Here is a 26,242-nt window from a genome sequence, read left to right as displayed (position 1 = left end):
TTTGAATCAAGGGGTTGACGGGTGATGTGGATTCTATAGAATGCGCACCACCAAGACGCGGGAATAGCTCAGTTGGTAGAGCACGACCTTGCCAAGGTCGGGGTCGCGAGTTCGAGTCTCGTTTCCCGCTCCAAATTATGATCTATAGACGTCCACTGAAGCCTATAAGTCATTGAAGTAAGGGCCGTAAGGCCCTTTTTTCGTTCCAGTGAAATCCACTGTAAACCACCCCCAGCCAGGACGTTTGAGTCCAGTTTTAAGTCCATCTTACGGGGCGCGTGGTTTCCGGATTGTTGCTGGAGGAGCGTGGCCTGCGAGACAAGCATCTAGCCCTGACCTATGTTCAGGAGCTATACCATGGCGCTCACAGACGTCACTGTCCGGCAGGCTCGGGCGACTGGCAAAGACTATACCCTCACCGACTTCGATGGCCTTTCTCTGGCGGTATCTGCCGCTGGCGGAAAGTCTTGGCACTTCAGATATTACTGGGCTACCAAACAGAAACGAATGTCGCTGGGCACCTATCCGAAGGTTAGCCTTCGGGAAGCACGTGCATTACGCGATGAGGCCCGCGCCCTGGTGGCGAAAGGCATCAATCCCAAGATTGATCGTAAGCAAAAACTTCGAGCTGTCTGTTTCGCGACGGAGAACAGCTTCAAGGTGGTGTATCTGCAGTGGCTTGCGCACCGAAAGCTGGAACTCAAGGAAGGCAGGCAAAGTACCCTCTCGCAGATCCAGCGTATCTTCGATAAAGACGTGTTGCCCGCGTTAGGCTCCGTATCCATCTTTGATATTTGCCGTCCCGACCTGTTGGACGTGCTCGTGAGTATCGAGCAGCGCAGGGCATTTACCACTGCCGAGAAAGTGCGCACCTGGCTCAGGCAGTTGTTCCGCTTTGCGATGGTGAAAGTCGCAGGGCTGGAAAGCAATCCAGCATCGGACTTGGATGTTGTTGCTATCCCCAAGCCACCTGTGGTCAATAATCCCTTCCTGCGGCTACCTGAACTGCCCAATCTGCTGAACAAGCTACGCCGCTATAGAGGCAGGTTCACCACGCAACTTGGTATTCGTCTGCTGTTGTTGACGGGTGTGCGTACTGGTGAGCTGCGCCTGGCGACCCCTGATCAGTTCGATCTTGAGCGCGGCTTATGGATCATTCCCCCCGAGGTGGTCAAGCAACTCCAGGATGGCATGCGCAAGCGTGGACAGAGGCCGCAGGATATTCCGCCCTATATCGTGCCGTTATCGGTCCAGGCCATCGAGATCGTTCGCTATCTGCTGGAGCAGACCAAGCCAGCCCAGCGCTATCTACTTGCACACCGAAGCGAGCTGAGAATGCGCATTAGCGAGAACACGCTGAACGGCGCGATCAAGCGCATGGGCTATAAAGATTTGCTCACTGGTCACGGCATCCGTGGCACGCTCTCCACGGCGCTCAACGAGTTTGGTTACCCCAAGAACTGGGTGGACGCCCAGCTCTCGCACGCGGACCCCAACAAGGTCAGCGCCACGTACAACCACGCTCTGTATGTGGAGCCCCGCCGGAAAATGATGCAAGACTGGGCCGATCGGCTCGATTTGTTAGAGCAGAACAAGGTCAAAGCGGCCAGTACGCACCTTACTATCCGCTTCGATGGTATGCGGCTGCTGGACCAAGGTGCGGAAATGTCCGTCGAGCCTGTTGATGATGGTAAGTCGCTAGTTCTGGTCTCGTCAGTTGGTGGGCCTATTGAGCGCCTGTCGATGGTGGCTAGAGCTTAGATTTCAGTTATTGCGGTGTGCTTGGCCTGAAAGGGATGTTGGGCCGGCACCGCCGGCTGCTCTGATGACAGTAGGCTGTAGCGGCGATTGCATTTCCGTTAGCTTGCTGGCTAGCCAGGGGTAGAACACGCCCCTCCAGAAGTGAAGGGGCTAATCTAGATTCGGCCGTTGGCTTGGTGCAGGCGTTTGACGAAACTCTCAGCGTCGGTTTCGCCAACAGTGCGGAGATCTTGCCATTCTTCGCCATTGGGAGCGAATAACTGCAGTGCCGGTGGGCCGAACAGCTGGTAGCGGTCGAGCAGGGTGCGTTGCTCGGCATCGCTACGCGTTATGTCGAAGCGCACCAGCCGGTAACCGGTTAGTTGCTCACGCACGGCGGGCGCTGCCAGCACTTCTCGTTCAATTACCTTGCAACTGATGCACCAGTCGGCGTACCAATCCAATAGCAGTGGTTGGTCGGCATCTTTCGCTGACAGCAGAGCGGCATCCAGAGCAGCTGGTGTATCCACAGTCTGCCAGCCGGCGTTAGCGCCGGTCGGAAGTACGGCATTGGCGTCCAGCTGACCCAGCGGTCGCAGCGGATCGGATTGACCTTGCAAAGCGCCGAGCCAGGCGCTGACACCGTAGACCAGTAGTGCCACACCGAGTAGTTGGGCGAGTCTTTGCCGGCCGGACTTGAGGGTGAACTCCAATGCACCGAGCCAAATCGCGCTGCCAACTGCCAAAAGGCCCCACAAGGCCAAAGCCACTGGAGCGGGTAGCACGCGTTCCAGCAGCCATACAGAGACAGCCAGTAGCATCACGCCGAAGGCTTTACGCACACCGACCATCCAAGTGCCAGACTTGGGTAGCAATGCTCCGCCGCCGATGGCGAACAATACCAACGGCGCGCCCATGCCCAACCCGAGGGCAAACAGCTTAAGGCCGCCACCCAGTGCGTCGCCGGTGGTGCTGATGTAGAGCAGTGCGCCGACCAGAGGGGCAGTCACACAGGGCGAAACCAGCAGGCTCGACAGTACGCCGAGCGTGGCGGCGCCCAACATTGAACCCCCGCGGGTTTGGCCAGCCAGGCGATCCAGTCGTTCGGTGATCAAGCGCGGCATGCGCAACTCGAATACGCCAAACATGGCCAGAGCGAAAACAGTGAAGAACATTGCAAAGGGCACCAACAGCCACGGTGACTGCAGGCGCGCTTGTAGGTTGAGTCCAGCGCCGAACATGCCCATTAGCGCACCAAGCAGGGCGAAGCTGGCAGCCATGGGGAGTACATAGGCAAGCGATAGGCGTAATCCACGCATTCCGCCGAGTTTTCCGCGTAATACCACGCCAGACAGAATTGGCAGCATCGGCAGCACGCAGGGTGTGAAAGTCAGGCCCAGGCCAGCCAGGAAGAACAGCGCCAGACTACGCCAGTCAATGGCAACCCCTTGTTGCACGGCTGCAATGAGGGAGGGATCACCTACCTCGAAGCTGCGAATCTCTGGCGGATAGCACAGCCCCAGATCAGCGCAGCCCTGATAGCTCACCTGTAAGGTGAACGGTGTGTTCAGGGGGTTATTAACGGGTAGCAGCAAGTCGGTAACGCCGTAGAACACCTCGACATCGCCGAAAAATTCATCGGTTTTCGGTTCGGCCGCGGGCCATTGCGGGGTGCCGATTGACACTTGCGGGTGGTCGCTGGTGAATGCGAAGCGATGTTTATAGAGGTAATAACCCTCGGCATTTATGAAGCGCAGGCGGACACTGTCCTTACCGGTTTCCAACAGGTCGAGGCGGAAGGCCCTGTCTACCGGAAGGAAATCCTGGCTGTTATTCAGCGGAGTGCCGAACAGAGCCGACTGAGGACGCGAAGAATCAAATATCTCGGCGTTGGCTGGCAAGGTAAGCAGTAGCAGCAGCAGACACAGCAGGAGGCGGGACATGACCATCTCGCGGGCTAATAACGAAAAGGAGGTGAATTTCAGCTTGTTAACGGAGCCGGGCTTTTTGAAGTGCGGGCTGGGGATGGTCTCCGCTGCGATTCAGTGCATCGCAGGATGCCAGCCAGTACCAGCCCGCCCGGCGAGCTGCTATTAATTCGGGGCTTGTTCCAGCGGATAATTGGCAATGACCTTTTCTCGGCCAGTGCGAGTTATCCCGATCACCTGGTAGGGATGTTTGACGTCGCCATACTCCATGCCTGGTGAGCCAGCCGGCATGCCTGGCACGGCGATGCCCAGCAGGTCAGGGCGCTTGCGAAGCTCCAAAATCTGCGCAACGGGCACGTGGCCTTCAACGAACTTTCCATCGATCACGCCTGTATGGCAGGAAGCCAGACGCGGTTTCACGCCGAGGTCTTGCTTGACCGTGTTCATGTTGCGTTCGACGTGATCGCGGACTTCGAAGCCGTTGTTCTCCAGGTAGGTAATCCAGTCCTTGCAGCACCCACAGTTGGCGTCGCGGTGCACATCAATGATCAGGGGTTGCGCGGCCTGGGCGGCGCCACTTAGCAGCAGGGCGGCGAGCGCCGCGGTAGTCAGTGTTCTGGACATAAAAAACCTGTTTCCAATGGTTTGCTCACTTGCAACAGCAGCCACCGCTGCCACCGCATCCGGTTTTCCTGGCGGGGCTAGATGAGGCCGCCGGACTGCTCAGTTGGGCGGGGTATCCAGCATCACCCAGGGCGGCGACAAGCACATCGCTGTCGCACTCAGCGCTGACCCGCACACTGGCCGCTTGCAGATCGACGTCGACCTCGGTGACGCCTTCAACTGCGTTGAGCGCCTCGGTGACATGCAGGACGCATGAGCCGCAGCTCATGCCTTTGACACTCAATTCAACGGTGCTCATGACAATCTCCTTGCGAGGTTGCTGCTGGGGTTGAGGCAATTCTCAACCTTGCCAAGGTGGCAAGGTCAAGAGTTTCAGTCGATTGATACCTTGCGCAGTCTCAAGGCGTTGAACACCACCGAAGCGGAGCTCATGCTCATCGCCAGCGCTGCGATTATTGGTGACAGCAGGAGGCCGGTCAGCGGGTAGAGCAGGCCGGCTGCCAAAGGAATGCCCAGAGCGTTGTAAAGAAAGGCGAAGGTCAGGTTCTGGTGCATGTTGCGCACGGTGGCCACCGACAGGCTGCGCGCGCGCAGGATGCCGAGCAGGTCGCCCTTGACCAGCGTGACCTGGGCGCTGTTCATCGCCACATCGGTGCCGGTGCCCATGGCAATGCCGATATCGGCGCGCGCCAGGGCCGGGGCGTCGTTGATGCCGTCGCCGGCCATGGCCACGCGGTGCCCTTGCTGTTGCAGCGAGGCGGTCAGGCGTTCCTTGTCCTGCGGCTTGACCTCGCCGTGCACCTCCTCGATACCCAGTTCGCGGGCTACGGCACGGGCAGTCGTCAGGCCATCGCCGGTGGCCATGATCACCCGTATGCCGTCTGCCTGCAGGCGCTGGATCGCCAGTTTTGAGGTCGGTTTGATCGGGTCGGAAACCGCCAGCAGACCGGCCAGTACGTTGTCCACGGCCAGGAACATGATGCTCACGCCTTCGCCGCGCAGCTGTTCGGCATGCCCCTTGAGCGGGCTGGCATCCACGCCGGCATCATTCATCAGCGCGGTGTTGCCCAACTGCAAGTCGCGGCCGTCAACCTTGCCACGCACGCCGATGCCGGAGGCCGATTCGAAGGTTTCAGGCGTGCTCAGCGCAAGGCCCTGGGCACGGGCATGATCGACGATGGCGTGTGCCAGGGGATGTTCGCTGCCCTGATCCAACCGGATAATGCCGCTATCCGTCTAACTTGCGATGCAGATCCTCATTGCGGGTCTGGTTGCAAATAGACAACCGAAGGAGGACCCAACCGGGCTGCACGGTAGTGGCCTCAATAGCTGTAGCACCCCTTGATGCTAATTTCTTGGCCTGTTACCGTTCGCCCCCCCTTTGGGGAGTAGCCTGCTTCTGATCCGCTCAGGAGCGTCCGTATCAACATTCTCGGCAACCTGCCGTGGTGCGGACACCTTTCGGTTGGCGAGACCATCGGCATATCCACCCCAGAGCCGGGCGTGTGGGTATGTCGTGGACTCGATGCCCGGCTGGAAGTGTTTATGAATCCGTTTTCCCTAGTAATGCTCGCTCTAGCCATGTCTACGGATGCCTTTGCCGCTGCTGTCGGTAAAGGCTCGAGCCTGCACAAGCCTCACATTACCGAAGCACTGCGCATGGGTTTGATCTTCGGCATAGTCGAAGCAATCACGCCCATCATCGGCTGGCTGATCGGCCAAGCGGCGTCGCAATTTGTCGCAAGCTGGGATCACTGGATCGCCTTCACGCTGCTGCTAATCCTCGGTTTGCACATGATGTACAACGGTTTCAAGGCGCCTGAGGAAGAGCCCGCGAAAACCAAGCAACATTCCGTGTTTCTGCTGATAGTCACCGCCACTGCCACCAGTATCGATGCTCTGGCAGTAGGTGTGGGCTTGGCGTTTATCGACGTCAACATTCTTGTCGCCGCGGTGGCCATTGGCTTCGCCACCATGACCATGGTGACCCTTGGCGTCATGCTTGGAAGGGTTATCGGCGCGCTCGTCGGGCGCCGAGCGGAGATTGTAGGCGGCGTGGTTTTGGTCCTTGTTGGCGCGACCATCCTCTACGAGCACTTGGCGTAATGATGCCAGTACCGCCACAGCCCTCTAACTACGCCCGTAGAACGCTGAGAATCGACCGGCACTTAGCGCATTTTTCCGCGAATTCTTTCGGCTTCCCAAAATAGATGAGGATTCCATGCTGGAAAACACCACGACCCGGAGCCGTTGATTTAACCGCCCTGAGCCTGCGCAATAACCATCGGATTCGTAACCGGCCATGGTGCTTCCTGTCCTATACGCGTGTGTTCGGTATGCGGCTGGGTTGACGTCCTATTCATATTCCTTTGACAAGAATTTCATCGTCCCACCGGTACAGTTTTAGCTATCTCCTTCCTAGGGGCTGTTGCCGTTTCGCGCTAACCAGTTGATATATAAGAGCAAACTCGTATCGTTGAAGCTCTGATCCAACATCGATACGAGTTTGTAATGCCCCGATTATTGCTCAGTGATGAGCATTGGTCGAAGCTGCGGGAAATTCTGCTGCACAAGGCCATCTACAACAAGCGTGATCTACGAATGACTGTGGAGGGCATGCTGTACCGCATGCGCACGGGATGTCCCTGGAAAGATCTACCCGAAGCGTTCGGTAACTGGAATAAGGTCTATAAACGCTTCAATGCGTGGTCCGCAACTGGAAAATGGCTCAAGGTTTTCAAGGCGCTTGTGGCGCAGCCCGACATGGAATGGGTGTTCATTGATGGCAGCTATGCCAAGGCTCACCAACACAGTGCAGGCGCTGCCAGTGGCAACGATGAGGCCATAGGAAAAAGTCGAGCTGGCAATACCAGCAAGATTCACCTGGCAGTTGATGCTCATGGACTGCCCATCGAGTTTGAAATTACGGGGGGTCAAATCAATGATTGCACCCAGGCTCCCGCATTGATTGCCAAGCTCCCGGAGGCAGAAACCATTGTCGCGGACAAGGGCTATGACAGCGAGAGAGTTCGGGAGCAGGTTGAGCAACAAGGGGCCAAGGCCGTGATCCCGAGAAAGCGTAACTCCGTGAAAGGCAATGCGGATCTGGACAGAGGTCTTTACCGCAACCGGCACTTGGTGGAGAACGCCTTCGCCCGGCTAAAGCACTACCGGGCGGTGGCATCTCGGTTCGACAAACTCAAGAGAAATTACGAAAGCGTCGTGGCCATGGCCTGTGCCTTTCTCTGGTTACCTATGTGAAACGGCAACAGACCCTAGCGCAATCGCCTCGACAAGCAAACGGTCGGCCGTTCGTCCACCTGTCAGGAGCCGTTTCGGCGTCTGGCTTGTCCCATCTTCTGTAAGTGGGTATTTGCCCTGAGCTCAGGCTTCACTGAGGAGGCTTGCGGATGAACACCCTGAGCATCGACGGTTGGCGCAAGGCCGACAATGACAGCAAATCCATCCCCATCGGGACCCTGCAGTTCTATGTCAGCGAGGCCGAGCACCTGCGCCTGGAGCAGGCCGAGGAGCAGCTGCAACGCAGCGGGCTCAGAGACACGATGATCGACGCCGAGATGCAGACACTGGAGCTGGTCATGCCCGACGGCTTCGGCCCGCTGAGCGAATGCAAATGGCGCGTGTACCTTGGCGGCGAGGAAGGGCGTGGCCAGTTTCATCTGGTCGGCTACAGCGCCGAAGATGGCTGCCTGATCTACAGCAATGCGGTGATGGTCGATCTGCTGGGCTGACCGGCACAGGCAAAACCTTGCCCTGCGGTGGCAAGTCGCTGCCGCGAATGTGTGTGCAACCCGCGTAGTGACTGGCCGGCAGCGACTGGCCCGGAATCTGCTTTGCATCAGGCGAACGGATTTCGCGGAGGCCTCATGACCAGTATCAACAACAGCACGCCTGCCATGCTCAGCTACTACGGTAGCCAGCTCAACAATCGCTCGACTGTGACCAGCGGCGAAGCCGACGGTCAGGCCAGTCAGGATCCAGTTGCCGACTTGCGGCGTTTTGCCAAACAGGTGGTGGCGCGCAGTGAGGGTGGACTACTACGCGCGATGAATGGTGGCGCGGCGCAGCCCAGCAATACCGTGCAGCGCAGTGGCGACAGTCAGCCGACTAGGCCTTCGGTGATTCAATTGCCGGATGTGACGCAGCTCGATCGCGACGATGCCGCCAAGCTGCTGGCGCAGGTGCAGAAGATGGTGGATGCCGGCATGGATGGCAGCGTGCGCATCGCCGGTTACAACGGCGACCAGCAGACCGACTCGCTGGAAACCTACCGCCAGTGGCTGCAGGAAAAGGGCGGAGTCAGCATCTACGTCTGATCCGCAGCCGTTCAGCCCAGAATGGGTTCTACCTCCTCTCGGGTGATCACCCGGTTACGCCCGGCGCGCTTGGCCGCGTAGGTGCGCCTGTCTGCCGCCAGCATCAGCTCGTCCAGTGATTGCCCATCTACCCCGAAACAGGCCACGCCAGCGCTCAACGTCATGTGCAGCGTGGTTTCATCCACCGTCAGCGATTGCGCAACCAGGCGTTCGCGCAGGCTTTCGGCGATTTCCCGAGCTTGCGCTGCCTTGCTGCCTGGCAGCAGCACCGCAAATTCCTCACCGCCCAGGCGGCAGAACAGATCATTGACCCGTAAACGCTGCGCCAGCACCTTGGCGAAGTGAACCAGGGCACGGTCACCGACTTCGTGGCCAAAGCGGTCGTTGATCTGCTTGAAGTGGTCGATATCGACGAATACCAGCGAAAGCGGCGTGCCATTGCGCAACGCATGGGCACGCTCACGCTCGAATACCTCGGCCAGCTTCAGGCGGTTTGGCTGGCTGGTCAGAGAGCCGGTGGTCGCCTGCTCGGTCAGGCGCTGCTCATTGAGCAGGCGGCTGCGCTCGTAGATGTGCGCGAAAATCATCACCGCCAAGCTGGCGAGGCCGAGATTGGCGATGATCTCGACGTTTTGCAGCAATTCATCGGACGAAAACCGCTGACTGAAGACGAACAGGCCGACACCGACGAACACGATCGAGCCGTACATCCCCAGGCGCAACCCCAGTAATAGGTAGCAGATGATCGGAATTGTCTGGATCCAGGCGAACACCGCGAAGGTAGTGGTGGTCTGAGAGTATGCGCTCCATAGACCCCATCTTCAACTGACCTCTCCGTATCCCGGATGCTGGGCTCCCTATTTTCCCGTGGAGTTCCGTCATGATGCGTCCCGACGCCAAAGTGCAGAAGGTCTATCTCTACCCAAAGCCCGTCGACTTCCGCAAATCCATCAATGGACTGGCCGCGCTGGTCGAGCTGGACATCAAGGTGGAGATATTCAACCCTGTGCTGTTCGTGTTCCTCAATCGCACACGCAGCCAGGTCAAGATTCTCTACTGGGAGCGCAATGGCTTCTGCCTGTGGCTCAAGCGACTGGAAGCCGAGCGTTTCAAGACCAAACCCGATGCCGGTGACGAGGCCATTGAGCTGACGGTCGACGAACTGAACTGGCTGCTCGACGGTATCGACCTGTGGCGTAACCGTCCGCATCAGGTTCTGACGCCGCGTTACGTGGCCTGAGCCGGTATAATCCGGCGCCATGAAATTTGGCGCCGACAACCTTCCCGATGATCCCGTCCTGCTCAAGCAGATGCTGCTGTTGGCTCAGGGAAAGGTGGCGCAACTCCAGGAACAAGTCGCCCTGCTGCGCCACAAGCTGTTCTCGCCCAAGTCCGAGCGCAGCCCTGAAGACGCCGACTCGCCGCAGTTGGCCATGTTCAACGAGGTCGAAGAGCTGATCGAAGCGCCGGCCGCCGAGCCAGCCGAAGCCGAAGCCGAAGAAGTCGTTGCGCCGGTCAAGCGCCGTGGCAAACGCAAGCCGCTGCCGGCCAACCTGCCGCGTATGGAGGTCATCCATGAGCTGCCCGAGCATGAGCGCACCTGCGCCTGCGGTGCCTGCAAGCAGGTGATCGGCGAGGAGACCAGCGAGCAGCTGGAGATCATCCCGATGCAGGTGCGGGTCATCCGCCACATCCGCAAGACCTATGCCTGCAAGGCCTGTGAAACCGCGCCGGTCACCGCCGACAAGCCGGCACAACTGATCGAGAAGAGCCTGGCCAGCCCCAGCGTGCTGGCGATGCTGCTGACCACCAAGTACGCCGACGGCATCCCGCTGTACCGCTTCGAAAAGATGCTCAGCCGCCACGGCGTCGACATCCCACGCCAGACCCTGGCGCGTTGGGTGATCCAAAGTGGCGAGCAACTGCAACCGCTGCTCAACCTGATGCGCGACAAACTGTTCGAATACCCCGTGCTGCACTGCGACGAAACGCGCTTACCTTGAGGTATTCACCAACCGTTCGAACCGGCATGAGAAAACCACAGCGCTGGCGGATCAGTTCTCGCACCGCATCACGCGTCCAGAGCGCAAAGCCGAGCTTGAGTTGGTCGGGCATCTTATCGGTCATCAAGGTGCGAATCAGCACTTCCTGGCTGGAGCTCAAACTGCGGCGATCACCCTGGCGCACACCACGCTGGCCGCCGGCAATGGCAGCCTTTTCGCCTTTATGTTCTGCGACCTGCGCCCAGTGAGCAATAGTGCGGGGGTGAACACCAACCGCTTCGCCAATAGCCTTGTAGGTGTAACCCTGCTCACGCATGCGTAGGGCCGTGGAGCGCTTTTCACGTTGTTCTTGGGGGCTGAGTTTACGGGCATCTATTTTCATGGAGACAGATTATCTAATATGCCCTATTTATTTGCCAGGTTAATAAGTGACTTCGGCCGGCAGGCGCACCAGCAACAAAAATGTGAATTCAGCCTCACTCATCAGGCGATTATGCGATGGCCATTCGACTCTGCCCGAGCAAAACGCTAGGATGCTGCCACCCGCGGCGACGCAGATTGCCCGGCACACCCTTTAGTCTTTAACCGCCAGGCCGTTGTCTTGTGCCACTTTACGGGTCGTACACGAATATCGCGCACATGCACGATATGCCCGCGACCGTCTAGCACGTTGACTTGCGGGACTTGGCGACTAAAGTCTAAAGGCTGAAACAATGATGAAATGTTTTATTGCATGTCGCCGTAAGAGCGACCTTCAGAGCATCATCCAACGAGGAGAACAAGAAATGCTCAAGACCCCAATCGCCCGGGGCGTGGCCCTGGCCACTCTGGGAGCAACCCTAGCCATTCCTTCCATGGCTCAAGCTGCTTTTATCGAAGATACAAAGGCTGGCCTGGAGCTGCGTAACTTCTACATGAACAGTGATAGCCGCCAAGACGGCGCAGCCCAATCTAAAAGAGACGAGTGGGCTCAGGGCTTCCTGCTACGAGTTGAGTCAGGATTCACCGAAGGCACTGTCGGCTTCGGCGTCGATGCTCTGGGTCTGTTGGGGGTAAAACTCGACTCCAGCCCTGACCGCACCGGAACAAACTTACTGCCGGTCGATAATGATGGGTCTGCACCCGATGATTATTCCCAGCTTGGCCTAACGGCCAAAGCAAAAATCTCCAAGACAATTCTGAAAGTTGGCACGCTTGAGCCAAATAACATGGCTCTTTCCCGCAGTGACGTTCGCCTGCTCCCACAAACCTTCAAAGGCGGACAGATCGTCTCCAATGAAGTTGAAGGATTGACATTAGATGCGGGTTACATAACGGAAGTTAACCAGCGTGACAGCTCGAACTATGAAGACCTGACAGCAATTCTGAACGGTGCTTCATTAGGCGGCGGTAGCATTGATGATTTCATTTTTGCTGGTGCTACTTACAAGTTGATGGACAACCTTACCGGTGCCTATTACTACAGCAATCTTGAAGAAGCCTACAAGCAGCACTCTTTCAATCTGATTCATGTTCTACCGCTTGGTGAGAAGCAGTCGCTGAAAACCGATCTGCGCTATGCCCGCTCGACAGACGATGGTTCTTCTAATGTCGACAACAAGGCCTTGGGCGCAATGGTCACCTACTCGGTCAGCGGCCATAGCTTTGGCTTGGGCTATCAGGAAATGAATGGTGATACCGGCTTCGCCTTCGTCGGCGGCTGGTCCAATGCTTATCTGGTGAACTTTGTAACGATTGGTCCGGACTTTGCCAAAGCTGATGAAAAATCATGGCAGGCCCGCTACGACTTCAACTTTGCCTCCATCGGCATTCCCGGCCTGATCCTGATGACCCGCTACATCACCGGTGATGGCTTCGATAGAACTGACGGCTCCAACGGTAAAGAGTGGGAGCGCGACACCGATATCAGCTACGTATTCCAAGAAGGCGCCTTGAAGGGTCTCGGTGTTAAATGGCGTAACGGTACATATCGCAGCAACTACAGCCGCGGCGATATTGATGAGAACCGTCTGATCGTCAGCTACACCATCCCGCTGATGTAATAGCGGCTAACCCTGCTCACGCATGCGTAGGGCCGTGGAGCGCTTTTCACGTTGTTCTTGGGGGCTGAGTTTACGGGCATCTATTTTCATGGAGACAGATTATCTAATATGCCCTATTTATTTGCCAGGTTAATATCAGGCCGCGATGTCGTGATCTTCGAGGACATCGACCGCTTCAACGACTCACACATCTTCGAGACACTTCGAGCGCTGAACACGCTGCTCAACGTTTCACCTCAGATCAAGAAGCCAATTCGATTCATCTATGCCATCAAGGACAGTATCTTCGACCGTACCGACACCGCGCAGAACGTGGTGCTGATCGGTGGGCCAGGCACCGGTAAAACCCACCTAGCCACCGCGCTGGCCGTGTCCGGCATCACCCGGCATGGCAAGCGCGTGCGCTTCTACTCCACGGTCGATCTGGTCAATCTGCTGGAGCGCGAAAAACACGACGGCAAAGCCGGGCGGATCGCCCAGGCACTGCTGCGCATGGATCTGGTCATCCTCGACGAACTGGGTTATCTGCCGTTCAGCCAGGCTGGCGGTGCGTTGCTGTTTCACCTGCTGTCCAAGCTGTACGAACACACCAGCGTGGTGATCACCACCAACCTGAGCTTCGCCGAATGGTCGAGCGTGTTCGGCGACGCCAAGATGACCACCGCCCTGCTGGATCGGCTGATGGTCCAGCCCTCGATGCCGCTCAGCCGGTGTGACGAACCGGATGCGGCTATGTCGGTGCTCGTTGTTGTACCACCGCATAAAATTCCTCACCCAAGCCCGAGCAGCATCCAGACTGGCAAAACCATCCAGCGGCCATTGCGGGCAGTATTTCAGCGTTCTAAACAGCGACTCCGAGTAGGGATTGTCGTTGCTCACACGCGGTCGGCCCCGCGAAGGCGTGATGCCCAGGTCGTACATCTTGCTCAGCAGCGTCACCGATTTCATCGGCGCTCCGTTGTCCGAGTGCAGCACCAGCGGTTCGTGTAAACACTGCTCACCGATCACGCTGCGTTGCAGCAGCGCGGCGGCTTTTTCACCGCTTTCCGCGTCGTAGACCTCCCAGCCCACGGCCTTGCGGCTGTAAATATCCTCGATCAGATAGAGGTAGTAATACTTTCCGCGTATCGGCGAGGGCAGATACGTGATGTCCCACGACCACACCTGATTGGGCGCTTTGGCCGCATGCGTTGTCGGTGCTGCGTGCCTTCTGGGCCGCTGGCTGCGGCCTCGATGTTGTTGTTGGCCTGCCGCACGTAGAACGCGATAAAACGTCGCCTCCGACGCCACATAACGCCCTTGATCGGCCAGCCGCGGCACGATCTGGCTCGGCGGCAAGTGGGCGTACTCCGGGCTGTTACACAGCGTCACAATGGTCTGACGCTCGACTTCGCTCAGTGCATTTCGCGGTGTTGGCCGTGTGACAATCGTTCGGGCATCGGCCTGGATAACCTCTGTTTCAGTCCAACGTTGCAAAGTCCGCAGCGATAGACCGATTTCCTGGCACGCCCTGATTTTTCTGGCTCCTGCCGCCACCGCGCTACCCAGCCAGGCAACGATTAACTGGCGCTCTGGCAAAGATGTTAGTTGTCCTCGTTGTCGTTCGTCCCCCAGTAGTCGTTGAGCTTTTTTCGCAGCACCAACAACGCGGCTGTTTCAGCGAGCGCCTTGTCTTTGCGGCGCAGTTCGCGCTCAAGTTCCTGGATGCGTTTCTTGTCCTTGCGAGATTGCTCGCGATCTTCTTTTTGCTGAGCCTTTGTCGATTTCTGGCCGGTGATAAAAGCTTGTCGCCAAGCCGTGATTTGTTCGGGGTAAAGACCTTTGCGGCGGCAATACTCGCCGAGGTCGATCTCGGACAAACCGGCGGCTTCAAGCACGACAGCAAACTTGGTTTCGGCTGACCAGTTCTCGGTCAACGGCTTGTTTTCGGACACTGCATTTCCTTCAGAACTGAGCTGCTTGCGCCAGTTGGACAAAGACATTTCGCTGACCCCTTCGCGCCGGGAAACCTCGGCCATCGACAGGTTCAGCGGGGGAAGCAGCATTTTAAGTAATGCGGCTCTGCGTTCAGGTGAATAGTACGGCACGACCAGTCTCTTTCCGCCCCCGATATGCTTTTTTAGGAAAAATCGGAGAGGCGACAACTATCCTGACACCGGGGGCCACAGACGGGAGACTAAGAATGTATTACAACGATGTTTGTATTCCCTATCATGAAAAGGAGTATCACCATGCAAAGTGAAACGTTGAATGTAACCGGTATGACGTGTGGCGGCTGCGCCAGCAATGTGGCGAACGCGCTGAAAGCAATTCCCGGAGTCGATGACGTAGTAGTGTCGCTCTCGACCGGCGAGGCTGCCGTGCGTTATGACGAGCAACTCACCTCGCCCGATCAACTGAAATCGGCCGTGAAAGGCGCGGGCTATGGAGTGAGTGCGGCCAAGGCCACGCCCAATCATTAATCCAAGGGTGGTTGCTGCGGTTAACTCGTCCCTATGATGCTCAGAAGTTGGACCGCAGGCATGACTCGATGGCCTGCGGCTACATGAAGGTCACCAGCGCGCGCTCAGCAGGTTTGCCCGTAGCGACTACGGCCGCGCTTATGCTCGGCGTGTTCACTGTGTCGGTTGGTTTTGGCATCGTGCTTCCGCTTTTACCCTACCTAATTGAGCGACTCTTGGGAGCTGAAAGTGATGCTGCGCTAGTTTCCCAGCACACTGGGTTACTGACTGCTGTCTACACTCTCTCACTTTTTTTATTTGCACCCATGTGGGGCCGACTTTCCGATCAGCGCGGCCCGCGAGGTGTACTACTTGTAGGACTTCTCGGCTTTGGCGTAACCATGCTGGTTTTCTCTTTTGTTGAGTCTCATCGCTGTTTACGCCGAGCGCTTCATAAGCGGCATGTTTGCTGCAGCGGTGACGCCTGTTGCAGCGGCTGTATTCGGCAACGTCGCGACGACCGAGCAGGGACGGGCCCGTCGGCTTGCGTTCGTCAGCATGACAGGGATTAGCGGCTTCCTGCTTGGACCGATGCTGAGCGTGTTCGTAACGCGCTTTGCCGGCAGGATCCGTCGCGGTTCCGCTCGCGGTGACGGGACTGTTCGCCTTTTTAGTGGCCGGTGGAGTTGCGTTTTCAGTACCAAGTATTGAAGGCCTTGGTCGGACAAAGAAGATATCTAATGCCTTGGCCGATCAAAAAGCATGGCTCGTGCCAAAACTACTCATCCTCACTTTCATCGTTTCGGTGGGCGTCGGGACCTTCGAGGTCGGGCTCGCCCTGCGTGGGAAACAGGAACTAGGTTTGAGTCCATATCAGATTGCGCTGATGTTCACCGAGTGCAGCCTGGTCATGTTTGGGATGCAAGCAATCGTATTCTCACCTTGGTTTAAGCCGGACACGACCCGATGGCTCATCGCACCCGCATTCTCCGTGCTGGCTGCTGGGTTGTTCCTTGTACCTTGGGCATCTGATTTTATGTTGATGCTGGTCGTGATCGGTGCGGTCGCTGCCAGCGCCGGCATCCTGTCGCCGATCCTCACTTACTGGATCTCGGCCAAGCCTGGAAGCGCGCAGGGCTGGTACTACGCTGAACGCGCGGGGCCTGACATTCAAGTGAGTATCGCGGACCAACAAGAAATCTTCATTTCCTCGTGGCACTAACCGCTCTAACGCAGCCTTTTCGATCAAACGGCGCTGTCATCGAACTGCTATCACATTGCCACTTTTCTGTAATGGTCTCCGGTAATAATGGCGCCAGTTTTTAGAGCGCGGGATAACTAGTCCTTTTTTACGCGTCTTTAAGGCTGGCTTTTTCTTGAGGTGGCCTGCGCCATCTCATCTTATTTTGGAGATCAATATGCGTTTTGTTTCTACACGAATTGCAGCGGGCTTGTGTGGTGGCTTGGTGTTGGCCATGAGTGTTCCGGCCGGTGCCGCAGTCGATGCGAAACTGCTCGAAATGCTCAAAGCCAATGGCTCCATTACGCCAGCGCAGTATTCTGAGTTGAAGACCGAGTTGAATCGTGACATGCAAGCCAACCAACAATTGGCCGGTCAACAAATCAAGAAGGAAGACTTGACGGCGTTTGAACAGAAGTTGGCCTGGGCTGCCAAGACCCAAATCAAAGGCGACGTGCGCGTGCGTCAAGAGACAATCAAGATTGACGGTGAACCCAACAACGGTGGTCGCGACAAGGATCGCCAGCGTATCCGTGCTCGTCTCGGTGCCTATAGCGAAGTCAACCCACAAGTTGACGCCGGTATCCGCATCGCTACAGGAGGTGGTGACGATGCCCGCTCCACCAACCAGGACCTGGACAACTACTTCGACAAGAAACAACTGTGGTTGGACCAGGCCTACATCGATTTCCACCCTACAGCCGTGAAGAACCTTCATATTATCGGCGGCAAGATGGCGCAGCCATGGGTGAGCATGGGAGATGTGATCTGGGACGGTGACATTAATCCTGAAGGTTTAGCTGCCACCTACAAATACCCGCTCGGTGACGCAGAGCTATTCGGCAGCGCTGGTCACTACACGCTCAAGGACAGCGTAGATGGCGAGGGTGTGCAATTTCGCCACGATCTGCGCTTGTACGCCGGCCAGCTCGGTGCCCGCTTCGCTCCGTCCGACAACCTCAAGGTCACCTTGGGCGGTAGCGTCTATAGCTATGACAACGACAAGGACAGCCGCTGCACCAGCACCAGCACGCCGTGTGCGCTGGCTGTCAATGGCAACTCCACTAACGAGTTTCGCCTGTACGAAGGCTTTGGCCAAATCGACATCAGCGGCTTGCCAATCCCACTCTCCCTCTATGGGCAATATGTGGTCAACAACGAGACCGACAGCAACCAGGACACCGCTTGGTTGACGGGCCTCAAGACTCGGGTGTATGACTTCAACCTCGATTACAACTACCGCGATGTTCAGCGCAACGCTGTGGTCGGCGCCTTCACTGATTCCGATTTTGCCTACGGTACTACCGGCTCGCGTGGACACAAATTCAAGGTGGGTTACGACATCGACAAGAACTTTGGGATCGGTGCTACATACTTCTTGGCTGATGCAGATTACTCCAGCCGCTCTCAGCAGAACGCCGATACCAACACCCTGCAGTTGGATCTGGAAGCGAAATTCTAAGGTCTGCCCTTGCGTCGTGATCGGAACGCTGAAGTCATTCAGCGTTTTCCGCTATATATCGGCGAGTATTGGCGTGTAGATCCTCATCACATCAATCAATTGCGAGCGCGCCATACTGAGACATTTACTGACCAGCTTCACTGGTCGTCCCCCGGCAACAAGTGTGAGTGCGCGATTCATTTTCGCGAGCGGGTGATCTCCGTCGCTTTTTGAGGGGGTGTACCGAATTTTGTGTGCGAAATAATTTACCCATTAGCTTGTGTAGTGGTCAACTAATCCCGGACACGACGTTAAGTTTTTCTTCGGCCCGAGCTGGCGCCAGCCCACCGTTGAATTGATGGGGTCGAATCCAGTTGTATCTATGCATCAAGAAATGGCTGATATCGCGCTGGGCTTCTTGAGCCGTTCTGTAACCCGTGGTCGGTATCCATTCCGTTTTCAAGCTGCGGAACACGCGCTCCATTGGCGCGTTGTCCCAGCAATTCCCCCGGCGACTCATGCTCTGGCGCATGCGATAACGCCATAGCCGCTGGCGAAATAAACGACTCGCATACTGCGACCCTTGATCCGAGTGAAACAGCAGACCCTGAGGCCTTCCTCGTTGTTCGTAAGCCATGTCCAGCGCCTTGATAACCAGATCGGCGTCCGGCTTTTCCGACAACCCCCAGCCCACCACCCGGCGTGTGCAAAGATCCAGCACGACCGCCAGGTAATGCCATTTCCCTTGGGCCCAGATGTAGGTGATGTCACCGCACCACACTTGGTTGGGTGCCGGAACATCGAATTCCCGATTCAAGATGTTCGGGATATCCAACCGTTCAACCGTCGCTCGTTTATAGGCATGTGATCCGGGCTGTTTACTGATGAGGTCAAGCTCGCGCATCAGACTGCGCACTTTGAATCGACCGAGCTGCTCACCGTCGTCACGCATCAGCGACAGGATGCTGCGGCTGCCCGCAGCATTGCGACTTTGCGTGAACAACTCGCTCACCCGACTGCGCAACCGAAGCCGTTCAACATCTGGCGTGCGGCGCCTAAGGCGCTGGGCGTAGTAGCACGAACGGGGGACTTCAAATACTTTGCACAGCCAATCCACCGGCTCATGGACGCTCAGCTGATTGATCAGCGCGTACGCTCGTGATCTTCCGACATCAAGAGCGCGGTAGCCTTTTTTAATATCGACTTCTCCCGTTCAAGGCGGGCGATCCGGGCTTCCAGCTCCTGGATTTTCTGTTGTTCCGGCGTCAGCGCTTTGCTCTGCGGGGTGACGCCTTGGCGCTCCTGCTGAACCTGATCGACCCAGCGGCGCAGGGCCGACTCGCCGACGCCGAGTGAACGGCTGGCTTCGATGTAGCTGTAGTTTTGCTTGAGCACGAGGTCGGCAGCCTCGCGTTTGAATTCAGCAGAAAAGGAACGGCGTTGTTTGGTCATCTGACACCTCGATCTGGCGAGCATTCTCGCCTAAATGGGTGTCCGGTTTCATTAAACCACTACAAGGTAATTCGCTAGTGGCCTGAGCGGTTAATCCATTAATTTATTTTTTATCACGCTCAGCTTCGCCTTATGTACCGAGCTAATGATGGCCTCAGCCGTTTTATTCCACTTAAACGGCTTGGCTGAATGCTCATTGTGAGCCTCGATAAATTGGCGGATAGCCGCCTTCAGGTCGGCGACGCTGGTGAAGGCGGCTCGGTACAGCGCTCGTATTTCCAGTTGCGCAAACCAGCCTTCCACGGCGTTCAGCCAAGACGCGCTGGTCGGTGTGAAGTGCAATTTGAACCGCGGATGTTTTTCCTGCCACTGCTTGATTGCAGCCGTTTTGTGGGTCGAACTATTATCCAGGATCACATGCAGATCCAGTCCGGCTGGCGTGCCGCGTTCAATCTGTTGCAGAAATACCAGAAATTCCTTGACTCGATGGCGCTGGGTAATCTGTCCGATGACTTGGCCGGTCATGATGTCGAAAGCCGCGTTCAGACTCGCCGTACCATGGCGTTTCTAATCGTGCGTGCGACGTTCAACTTGACCTGGGCGTAGCGGCAGCATCGGTTGGGTGCGATTCAACGCCTGGATCTGGGTTTTTTCGTCAACCGACAACACCAGGGCGTTATCCGGTAGGTTCATAGAGTTCGACCACATCGACTACCTTATCGGCGAAATGAGGATCGTTGCTGATTTTGAAGGTCTTCAGACGATGGGTTTGAGGTCGGAAGCGTGCCAGACCTGGCGAACCTGCCACATGGTGACCCGCGCATACTTGGCCATCAAACGAACGCTCCACTGAGTGGCTTCCTGGGGACGCCGGGTGGCCATTGTCAGGATCTCGTTGATTTTTTCGGGTCCCAGTTTGAGTGGCTGGCCGCTGCGCCGCAGATCGCTCAAGCCTTAAATTCCCGCCTCCAGATAACGTTTTCGCCATTTGAATACCGTCGGCGGCGTGACCTGCAACTGCTCGCTGACAGCCTTGGGCGTCAATCCATCAGCCAGTAGAAGCAGGATGCGCGCACGCTGGGCGAGGCTCTGTTCCAGCGTACTCATACGCAACCAACTTTGCAGGGCGATGAGATCAGAAGGCGTTAAAGCGAAGGGGGAAGTCGGTCGGGCCATGTGCATAACCAATCCATGACATTGGACGCACAGTATATCGTTACCAATAAATAAATAAATTAACCGCTCAGTCCACTAGTGTGCTGTCTCGTAATTAAGCTCTCCTATGCCTGCGAGGCCATTGCCTCACAGGCATGAGGAGCTTTGTTTGTGAGACAGCACACTAGCAACGTGACCGGTCATTTCGGTAAGGGCGTGACCGGCTGTTTCGGAACAGGCAGAAATCGGTCACGCAAGGTGTGATTGGCGGACGCTTAGTGCGCCAGTTAGCTGGCGGAGGATAGTCGATGAAAGTTCGATACTGGTAAGAAATGGCGAATCAACCAGACCCCGAGTCATGCACGTTGCACCGTGAGGTGCAGGGTGAAGCGTTGACAGGGGAAACCGATGGGCCAGCCATTGAGCCGCGAAATCAGGAACGCCGATGCTGTTATGCGAAGCAGAAGGCAATGCGGAGCATGGCGTTATACGCCAGTCATGCTCTGGTCCCGCGCGGTTGGAGATGGGACTTGAAGGTGTACGTGAAGCAGCCCGGAGGGACAAGGGCATGCATTTCACTGCATTGCTGCACCACATCACACCGCAGCTACCCGTGTGGTCAGTGGATATTTCAACTACCACACGGTGCCGGGAAACCTGATACGCCTTGGCGGTTTTCGGTTGGCGGTATGCCGTCTATGGCGGCAAGCCCTCAAGCGGCGCAGCCAGCGTAACCGACTCCAATGGTGGCGCTACGGACGCCTTGCAGGCCTCTATATACCCAGACCCAGAGATGCACTGCCTTACCCTGAGGAACGCTCGCGTCACGTACCTGAGGCAGGAGCCGTATGCGGTAGTTCCGCACGTACGGACCTATTGGTATGGACGCCCCATCCACAAACCAAAGGTCTCAACGTGCAATAGTGGAAGGGCTTCAGAAACCACAAACCAAGAGGAGCGTTCGGTATGAAAATTATGACCGTTGGTATCGACTTGGCGAAAAATGTATTTCAGGTGCAAGGTGTTAATGAACATGGCAAGACCGTTCTGAGGAAGCAACTCAAACGCGACCAGGTCGCCACCTTTTTTGCCATCATGCCGCAGTGTCTGATTGGTATGGAGGTCTGTGGAAGCGCCCACCATTGGGCTCGCAAGCTGCGCAGCTTGGGTCACGATGTGAGGCTGATGGCCCCGCAATTCGTAAAGCCATACGTGAAAACGAACAAAAACGATGTAGCTGACGCTGAGGCTATCTGCGAAGCGGTGGGTCGGCCAACCATGCGTTTTGTGCCGATCAAGGACATTGAGCAACAGGCCGTGCTGTCGCTGCATCGGGTTCGTCAAGGATTCGTGAAGGCACGGACAGCGCAAGCTAATCAGATCCGCGTGCTACTTGTCAACACCGGTTGAAAACTGACCCACCCTACCGAAGTAAAACTGACCCACCCCGGCGGTGTTTGATGTCTGTTTATTTCTGTGGCGAGGCCGTTTCTCTCGGCACCACCTGACCTGATTTCAGCTTGTCCTTCAGTCGATAACTCTGTCCGCTGACCTGGACGATATGCGCATGGTGCAGAAGTCGATCCAGCAGCGCAGCGGTCAATGTCGAGTCGTCCGCGAAGGTCGTTGCCCACTGGCTGAACGGCAAGTTACTGGTCAGCACCAAGCTGCCATGTTCGTACCGTTTGGCGATTACGTTGAAGAACAAGTTGGCTTCGTCACGGCCAAACGGCAAATAGCCGATCTCATCGATTACCAGCAGTTTCGAGCGTTGAACAACGCGACTGAAATACTGAGCCAGGCGCCCTTGATGGTGCGCGGCGACGAGTTGCAACGTCAGGTCGGCGGCGGAGATGAACCGGGTGGAAATGCCTGCCATGATCGCCCGATGAGCCAGAGCGCTGGCCAAGTGTGTTTTGCCAACGCCCGAAGGCCCCAGCAGCACCACATTTTCCTTTCGCTCGATGAAGGCCAGCCCGGCCAGTTCCAGGATCTGACTTTGCGGTGCGCCGCTGGCGAATTTGAAGTCGTATTGTTCAACCGTTTTCACCGCCGGCAGCCCGGACTGTTGCAGCAGCGCTTGCCGCCGCCGCTCGTTTCGAGCGCGATCCTCGCTCAGCAGAAGCTGTTCCAGGAAGTCGGCATAGCTCGTTTCTTTTTCGGCCGCTTGCTGGGCCAGTGCCGGCAAGTCCGTCGCAAAAGTGTCCAGCTTGAACTGTTGGCAAAGAGACTCGATGCGCAGATGTTGAAGGTTCATGGACGTACCTCAAGCAGTGCCTGATAGACCGAGAGCGGATGCTGCAAGCTTTCCACCGGCATGGGTTGGACGACCGAAATCATGCTGCTCGCAACCCCTTGGATCTCTGGCAGGGGCAACAAGTGGTGCACTTCGGTATCCAGTCGGTGTTGCGGTATTTCGCCCGTCGTCGCATGTGTTCGGGCGTTGGCGACCTCCATCAACCAAGGGCCGATCTTGCTGTTCGCGACATCAACGTCCAACAGCAAGTTGACCTGGTTAAGTGACGCGGCCAGTGGCACTACGAAGCTGTTTTTCAGGTAGTGGTTGAAGCGCTCGACCTTGCCCTTGGTCTGCGCCCGATAAGGCCGGCAGACTTTCGGTGTGAAGCCGTAGCGCTCTGCCAAATTCAATAGTGCAGGATTCCAGCGGTGCTGACCGGGGCCATAAACATCGCGTTCCTGGATGATGGTTTTGGCGTTGTCGAAGAGTAGCTTTCGCGGCGTACCGCCGAAGAAACGCAGCGCCTTTTCGATACCGGAACACCAGGCTGCGGAGTCTTCGCGACGGGAGAAAACGACGTAGGTCGCACGGCTCCAGCCCAACGTTGCAACGAATGCCAACAACGGATCGCGGCCACGCCGAATGACGGTGAAGTCCACCTGCATCTGCTCACCGGGCTCGGTTTCAAAGCGAACGACGGCTTCGTTTGCCTTGGATTTCAAGGTCAGCAGAAAGCTGGTGAGAATTGAGTACCCGCCTTCGTAACCCTGTTCGCGGATCTCCCTCAACAGCACGATGGCGGGAATCCAATGTGGTCGAGCGGCTTCTACGCGCTGGCGCAGATAGGCCTCGAAAGGCACAAGCTTGCCCACGCGCTGCGCGCGCGGGCCATAGACGACGGGCTGGCGCTGGGCCTGTAATTTGAGGTGGCGTCGAATGGTATTGCGAGAGCAGCCCATCTGCCGAGCGATGGCCCGGATAGACAAACCCTGACGAATAAGAACACTGATTTCCACGTGTTGCTCCTGGGACAGCATGGGCAGCTCGCAAAAGCTGCATTTTGCCCAAGTGGGTCAGTTTTCAACCGGTAGGGTGGGTCAGTTTTGCATCGGTACTGACAGCTACTAGCCGATTTGGTCTTGTAATCCCGCAGGGCATCGCACATGTGGCCAAGCGCGTGCCGGAGTTTATTGAGGATGAGCGCAACGAGTTGCCGGGCTCGTTTCGTCTGCTTGTGCAGCGTCTACTGGAACAGTTGAAGGGGTTCGATCATCAGGTTCATGAGATCGAGAATCAAATTGTCGCTTGGCATCGCGCGAATGAAAACAGCTGCAAGCTGGCGAAGATGCCAGGCATCGGGCCGATCACGGCCAGTGCATGGTAGCCTCTCTTGGCGATGCCAAGAGTTTCAAGAATGGCCGAGAGGTGAGTGCTTGGCTTGGGCTGGTGCCGAAGCAGAACTCCACTGGCGGTAAGACGGTGCTGTTGGGGATGAGTAAGCGGGGGGACTCCTATTTACGGACGCTACTGATCCAAGGGGCACGGTCGATGATCTACGCAGCACAGCGAAAAGAGATTTCTGACAGCTGGCTTAGCCGGCTACTTAAGCGGCGTAACGCCAATGTGGCAGCCGTTGCACTGGCTAATAAAAACGCCCGAATTATATGGGCCTTGTTGGCCGGTGACCGCGAGTTCCGTTCCGATTACACGACCGTTGTCGCGTACGAAGCGGCTTGAAGACGTCAACTTAACCCCGTAGCGGACCAACTCTATTGATTGCTCAGGTGATCATGAATTGATGGCAAAACTGGTAAGACCGTGGCCAAGAAAATCTGACCCGCACAGCGTGCCCTGAGCACACGGATCTATTGAGAACTCGGCCAGCGGATTCCATCTGGGATAGCGGCAACGCCGCACCGAAAGTCCGGATGTATGAGTGCAATCTCTACCATCAGGCCGTCACAGATTGAAAGCTTGGCAACCCGGGGGCGTGGGGCAGGTAACTACCATTCCTACCGCGACCGCTTCACTTCGTTCACTGTGGTCAGCTTACGAGGGGACTTTCACCCACAAAATCCCGGCCCCCCCGGCGTACATAAAAAAAGGCGCCACAAGGGCGCCTAAGCCGCCTCCCACCAAAGGAGCAACAAGGAGACGGGTTGTACCTGGTTAGCGAACGTCTATGAAGACGTTCGTCAGAACTCCATTTATAGAAGTTGCAGTGGGTACTCCACGATCAGGCGGACCTCATCCAGATCAGATTCAAAGTCGGTGGCCCGTGTCGTTGCTTGGCGCACACGGAAGGACATATCTTTCAGAGAGCCGGTTTGAATGATGTACTTAGCCTCGATGTCACGCTCCCAACGCTTCTGGTCCTGCAGTGGGGCGCCATCAGCTCCTCGGCGCATATAGACGTTGTTCGCATTCGAGTAGTCAGCATCCCAGCCCTTTGCGTAACGAGTCATGAAGCTCAGGCCAGGAATGCCAAAGGGCTGCATATTCAAGTCATAGCGTAGCTGCAAGGATTGCTCTTTCGGGGAGTTGAAATCGCTGTATTGGATAGAGTTATCCAGGAAAATCGAATCAGATTGGCGCAGGTAATCAAAATCGTCATCCCCATTGCTGCGCTGGTAGCCAACGGTCAGCGTGTGGGCGCCAAACTGGACACCGGTCTTACCGCTCCAGATGTTGTTATCGAAGCTGCCCAGCAGTTTTTTCCCCTCGTCGACTGCTCGGTAGTAGTTCAGGCTACCAATCAGCGCGACATTCTCGGAAAGTGGGTAGCTTAACGTAGTGCCTGCATAGTACTGGTTCCACACATCTTTGAAGCGGCTGGTATAGAGACTCACACCGACATTTTTGTTGACGGCGTAATCGCCACCCAGGTAGGCGATCCAAGGCGCGTCGACAGATCCTGCATAGAACGTGGCAAAACCGTCGCGCATGCTGCTTGAGTTCGGTTGGCTCATCGCATGCAGGCGACCACCCTGCAAGGTCAGGCCTTCAATGCTGGTGTTGGCAAACGTGGCGCCACGAAAGCTCTCAGGCAGCAGTCGTGAGTCCCCATACGCCACAACAGGCGTGGAAGGAAATACGTCCCCAACCTTGATGACCGTATCTAGCAAGCGAAGCTTGGCTGCTCCACCGACTTTTGAATAGGTATCCTCAGGTTGACCTTTGCTGTTGTAGGGCATGATGTCTATTGTGCCACCGGCTCCAGAACGGCCATCACCCGAGTCAAGCTTGATCCCTTGCATTGCGAATGCATCAATGCCGAAGCCCACAGTGCCCTGGGTGAAGCCTGACTCAAAACGTCCGATGATTCCGTGAGCCCACTCTTCGGAGTAACCATTTCCAGTTCGACTGGACTGACCGTTGCGAAAGTCGCGATTGAAGTAGAGATTGCGGTTGAGAATGTTAGTAAGCGTCCGAACTACACCGCCTTGCATCTCAGACCTTAATCCCCTTTAACCGCTGATTGACGCGCTCACACTCAAAAACTGCGAAATTGCACCCCACTTGACCACCCATTTGCGTTGCAACTGACCAATCATTTGCATTCGAAGTGATCAGGACTCTCGGCTCTGTAGGGTAAGAGCG

Annotated in this window: 17 protein-coding genes, 1 tRNA gene, 11 pseudogenes and 1 riboswitch; of the genes and pseudogenes, 16 read left to right on the top strand and 13 right to left on the bottom strand. The window is 56.6% G+C overall.

Annotated features, from left to right (window positions below):
• Window positions 1-57 precede the first annotated feature (57 nt).
• A tRNA-Gly gene (locus FQ182_RS16290) sits at window positions 58-133 on the top strand.
• 224 nt (window positions 134-357) lie between these two features.
• Window positions 358-1,624: pseudogene (locus FQ182_RS16285) on the top strand (tyrosine-type recombinase/integrase); the annotation flags it as partial.
• A 292-nt stretch (window positions 1,625-1,916) separates the two neighbouring features.
• Here the strand turns inward: FQ182_RS16285 and FQ182_RS16280 are convergent.
• From FQ182_RS16280 to FQ182_RS16265, 4 genes and pseudogenes are all read right to left on the bottom strand, one after another.
• Window positions 1,917-3,683, bottom strand: a complete 1,767-nt coding sequence (locus tag FQ182_RS16280) for a protein-disulfide reductase DsbD (RefSeq protein ID WP_178114471.1) — start codon at window positions 3,681-3,683, stop codon at window positions 1,917-1,919.
• A gap of 150 nt (window positions 3,684-3,833) precedes the next feature.
• Complete coding sequence (locus FQ182_RS16275) at window positions 3,834-4,292, bottom strand: DUF411 domain-containing protein (protein WP_003280447.1); 459 nt, start codon at window positions 4,290-4,292, stop codon at window positions 3,834-3,836.
• A gap of 25 nt (window positions 4,293-4,317) precedes the next feature.
• Entirely contained in the window at window positions 4,318-4,590 is a 273-nt protein-coding gene (locus FQ182_RS16270) for a heavy-metal-associated domain-containing protein (protein WP_003280450.1), read from the bottom strand.
• Between the two features lie 74 nt (window positions 4,591-4,664).
• Window positions 4,665-5,507: pseudogene (locus FQ182_RS16265) on the bottom strand (HAD-IC family P-type ATPase); the annotation flags it as partial.
• 161 nt (window positions 5,508-5,668) lie between these two features.
• A riboswitch (yybP-ykoY riboswitch) is annotated at window positions 5,669-5,832 on the top strand.
• A gap of 5 nt (window positions 5,833-5,837) precedes the next feature.
• Between FQ182_RS16265 and mntP the strand changes: the two are divergent.
• The 4 genes from mntP to FQ182_RS16245 all read left to right on the top strand — a co-directional run bounded on the left by mntP (window position 5,838) and on the right by FQ182_RS16245 (window position 8,629).
• Window positions 5,838-6,398 carry a manganese efflux pump MntP gene (mntP, locus tag FQ182_RS16260; protein WP_149413960.1) on the top strand — a complete coding sequence of 187 codons (561 nt, stop codon included), beginning with the start codon at window positions 5,838-5,840 and terminating at the stop codon, window positions 6,396-6,398.
• Window positions 6,399-6,803: 405 nt separating this feature from the next.
• On the top strand, window positions 6,804-7,553 hold the full coding sequence (locus FQ182_RS16255; RefSeq protein WP_149413961.1) for an IS5 family transposase: 750 nt from the start codon (window positions 6,804-6,806) through the stop codon (window positions 7,551-7,553).
• Window positions 7,554-7,702: 149 nt separating this feature from the next.
• Window positions 7,703-8,044: a hypothetical protein gene (locus FQ182_RS16250; RefSeq protein ID WP_149413962.1), complete on the top strand. Its 342-nt coding sequence runs from the start codon at window positions 7,703-7,705 to the stop codon at window positions 8,042-8,044.
• A gap of 135 nt (window positions 8,045-8,179) precedes the next feature.
• Window positions 8,180-8,629 carry a hypothetical protein gene (locus FQ182_RS16245; RefSeq protein WP_149413963.1) on the top strand — a complete coding sequence of 150 codons (450 nt, stop codon included), beginning with the start codon at window positions 8,180-8,182 and terminating at the stop codon, window positions 8,627-8,629.
• An 11-nt stretch (window positions 8,630-8,640) separates the two neighbouring features.
• On the opposite strand, the gene FQ182_RS16240 is transcribed toward FQ182_RS16245, so the two are convergent.
• Both FQ182_RS16240 and FQ182_RS30980 read right to left on the bottom strand, forming a co-directional pair.
• Window positions 8,641-9,183, bottom strand: coding sequence for a GGDEF domain-containing protein (locus tag FQ182_RS16240; protein WP_371923889.1), 543 nt, complete (start codon window positions 9,181-9,183; stop codon window positions 8,641-8,643).
• Window positions 9,175-9,417 (bottom strand): annotated as a pseudogene (locus FQ182_RS30980) (GGDEF domain-containing protein); the annotation flags it as partial. The gene FQ182_RS16240 and the pseudogene FQ182_RS30980, both read right to left, overlap by 9 nt.
• Window positions 9,418-9,509: 92 nt before the next feature.
• Here FQ182_RS30980 and tnpB point away from each other — a divergent pair.
• Window positions 9,510-9,869, top strand: coding sequence for an IS66 family insertion sequence element accessory protein TnpB (gene tnpB, locus FQ182_RS16235; protein WP_256666322.1), 360 nt, complete (start codon window positions 9,510-9,512; stop codon window positions 9,867-9,869).
• 19 nt (window positions 9,870-9,888) lie between these two features.
• Window positions 9,889-10,626, top strand: a pseudogene (locus tag FQ182_RS16230) (transposase); the annotation flags it as partial.
• A gap of 1 nt (window position 10,627) precedes the next feature.
• On the opposite strand, the pseudogene FQ182_RS16225 reads toward FQ182_RS16230, so the two are convergent.
• A pseudogene (locus tag FQ182_RS16225) lies at window positions 10,628-11,014 on the bottom strand (helix-turn-helix domain-containing protein); the annotation flags it as partial.
• A 403-nt stretch (window positions 11,015-11,417) separates the two neighbouring features.
• Between FQ182_RS16225 and FQ182_RS16220 the strand changes: the two are divergent.
• Together FQ182_RS16220 and FQ182_RS16215 are read left to right on the top strand one after the other, a co-directional pair.
• Window positions 11,418-12,674: an OprD family porin gene (locus FQ182_RS16220; RefSeq protein WP_149413964.1), complete on the top strand. Its 1,257-nt coding sequence runs from the start codon at window positions 11,418-11,420 to the stop codon at window positions 12,672-12,674.
• A gap of 108 nt (window positions 12,675-12,782) precedes the next feature.
• Window positions 12,783-13,355 (top strand): annotated as a pseudogene (locus FQ182_RS16215) (ATP-binding protein); the annotation flags it as partial.
• Here FQ182_RS16215 and FQ182_RS16210 read toward each other — a convergent pair.
• A pseudogene (locus FQ182_RS16210) lies at window positions 13,353-14,761 on the bottom strand (IS3 family transposase); the annotation flags it as partial. The pseudogenes FQ182_RS16215 and FQ182_RS16210 overlap by 3 nt on opposite strands.
• Window positions 14,762-14,905: 144 nt before the next feature.
• On the opposite strand from FQ182_RS16210, the gene FQ182_RS16205 reads away from it, so the two are divergent.
• The 4 genes from FQ182_RS16205 (at window position 14,906) to FQ182_RS16195 (ending at window position 17,817) form a co-directional block, all read left to right on the top strand.
• The gene (locus FQ182_RS16205) at window positions 14,906-15,136 is read left to right on the top strand and encodes a heavy-metal-associated domain-containing protein (RefSeq protein WP_092234807.1); all 231 of its coding nucleotides are present in this window, start codon (window positions 14,906-14,908) and stop codon (window positions 15,134-15,136) included.
• Window positions 15,137-15,204: 68 nt separating this feature from the next.
• On the top strand, window positions 15,205-15,687 hold the full coding sequence (locus FQ182_RS30975) for an MFS transporter (protein WP_197228371.1): 483 nt from the start codon (window positions 15,205-15,207) through the stop codon (window positions 15,685-15,687).
• A gap of 77 nt (window positions 15,688-15,764) precedes the next feature.
• Window positions 15,765-16,337: a hypothetical protein gene (locus FQ182_RS30025; protein ID WP_176692322.1), complete on the top strand. Its 573-nt coding sequence runs from the start codon at window positions 15,765-15,767 to the stop codon at window positions 16,335-16,337.
• A 196-nt stretch (window positions 16,338-16,533) separates the two neighbouring features.
• Window positions 16,534-17,817, top strand: a complete 1,284-nt coding sequence (locus tag FQ182_RS16195) for a putative porin (RefSeq protein ID WP_092234810.1) — start codon at window positions 16,534-16,536, stop codon at window positions 17,815-17,817.
• 268 nt (window positions 17,818-18,085) lie between these two features.
• Here the strand turns inward: FQ182_RS16195 and FQ182_RS16190 are convergent.
• Together FQ182_RS16190 and FQ182_RS16185 are read right to left on the bottom strand one after the other, a co-directional pair.
• Window positions 18,086-19,248, bottom strand: a protein-coding gene (locus FQ182_RS16190; RefSeq protein ID WP_149494033.1) for an IS3 family transposase whose coding sequence is annotated in 2 segments (ribosomal slippage) — window positions 18,086-18,993 and window positions 18,993-19,248 — 1,164 coding nt in all. Because the reading frame shifts where the segments join, the coding sequence is not laid out codon by codon here.
• A gap of 90 nt (window positions 19,249-19,338) precedes the next feature.
• A pseudogene (locus tag FQ182_RS16185) lies at window positions 19,339-20,424 on the bottom strand (IS630 family transposase).
• 945 nt (window positions 20,425-21,369) lie between these two features.
• Between FQ182_RS16185 and FQ182_RS16175 the strand changes: the two are divergent.
• Window positions 21,370-21,810, top strand: a pseudogene (locus FQ182_RS16175) (IS110 family transposase); the annotation flags it as partial.
• A gap of 61 nt (window positions 21,811-21,871) precedes the next feature.
• Here FQ182_RS16175 and istB read toward each other — a convergent pair.
• Window positions 21,872-22,660 (bottom strand): IS21-like element helper ATPase IstB, encoded by a 789-nt coding sequence (istB, locus tag FQ182_RS16170; protein ID WP_149413307.1) that lies wholly within the window; start codon window positions 22,658-22,660, stop codon window positions 21,872-21,874.
• Entirely contained in the window at window positions 22,657-23,679 is a 1,023-nt protein-coding gene (gene istA, locus FQ182_RS16165; RefSeq protein ID WP_149413306.1) for an IS21 family transposase, read from the bottom strand. Before istA ends, istB begins: the two co-directional genes overlap by 4 nt.
• A gap of 89 nt (window positions 23,680-23,768) precedes the next feature.
• On the opposite strand from istA, the pseudogene FQ182_RS16160 reads away from it, so the two are divergent.
• Window positions 23,769-24,379: pseudogene (locus tag FQ182_RS16160) on the top strand (IS110 family transposase); the annotation flags it as partial.
• 470 nt (window positions 24,380-24,849) lie between these two features.
• On the opposite strand, the pseudogene FQ182_RS16155 reads toward FQ182_RS16160, so the two are convergent.
• Window positions 24,850-26,061 (bottom strand): annotated as a pseudogene (locus FQ182_RS16155) (OprD family porin); the annotation flags it as partial.
• Window positions 26,062-26,242: the final 181 nt, after the last annotated feature.

Source organism: Pseudomonas sp. ANT_H4 (assembly GCF_008369295.1).
In the GTDB taxonomy this organism is placed as follows: Bacteria; Pseudomonadota; Gammaproteobacteria; order Pseudomonadales; family Pseudomonadaceae; genus Aquipseudomonas.
This window is presented reverse-complemented; position numbering and strand designations above follow the sequence as displayed.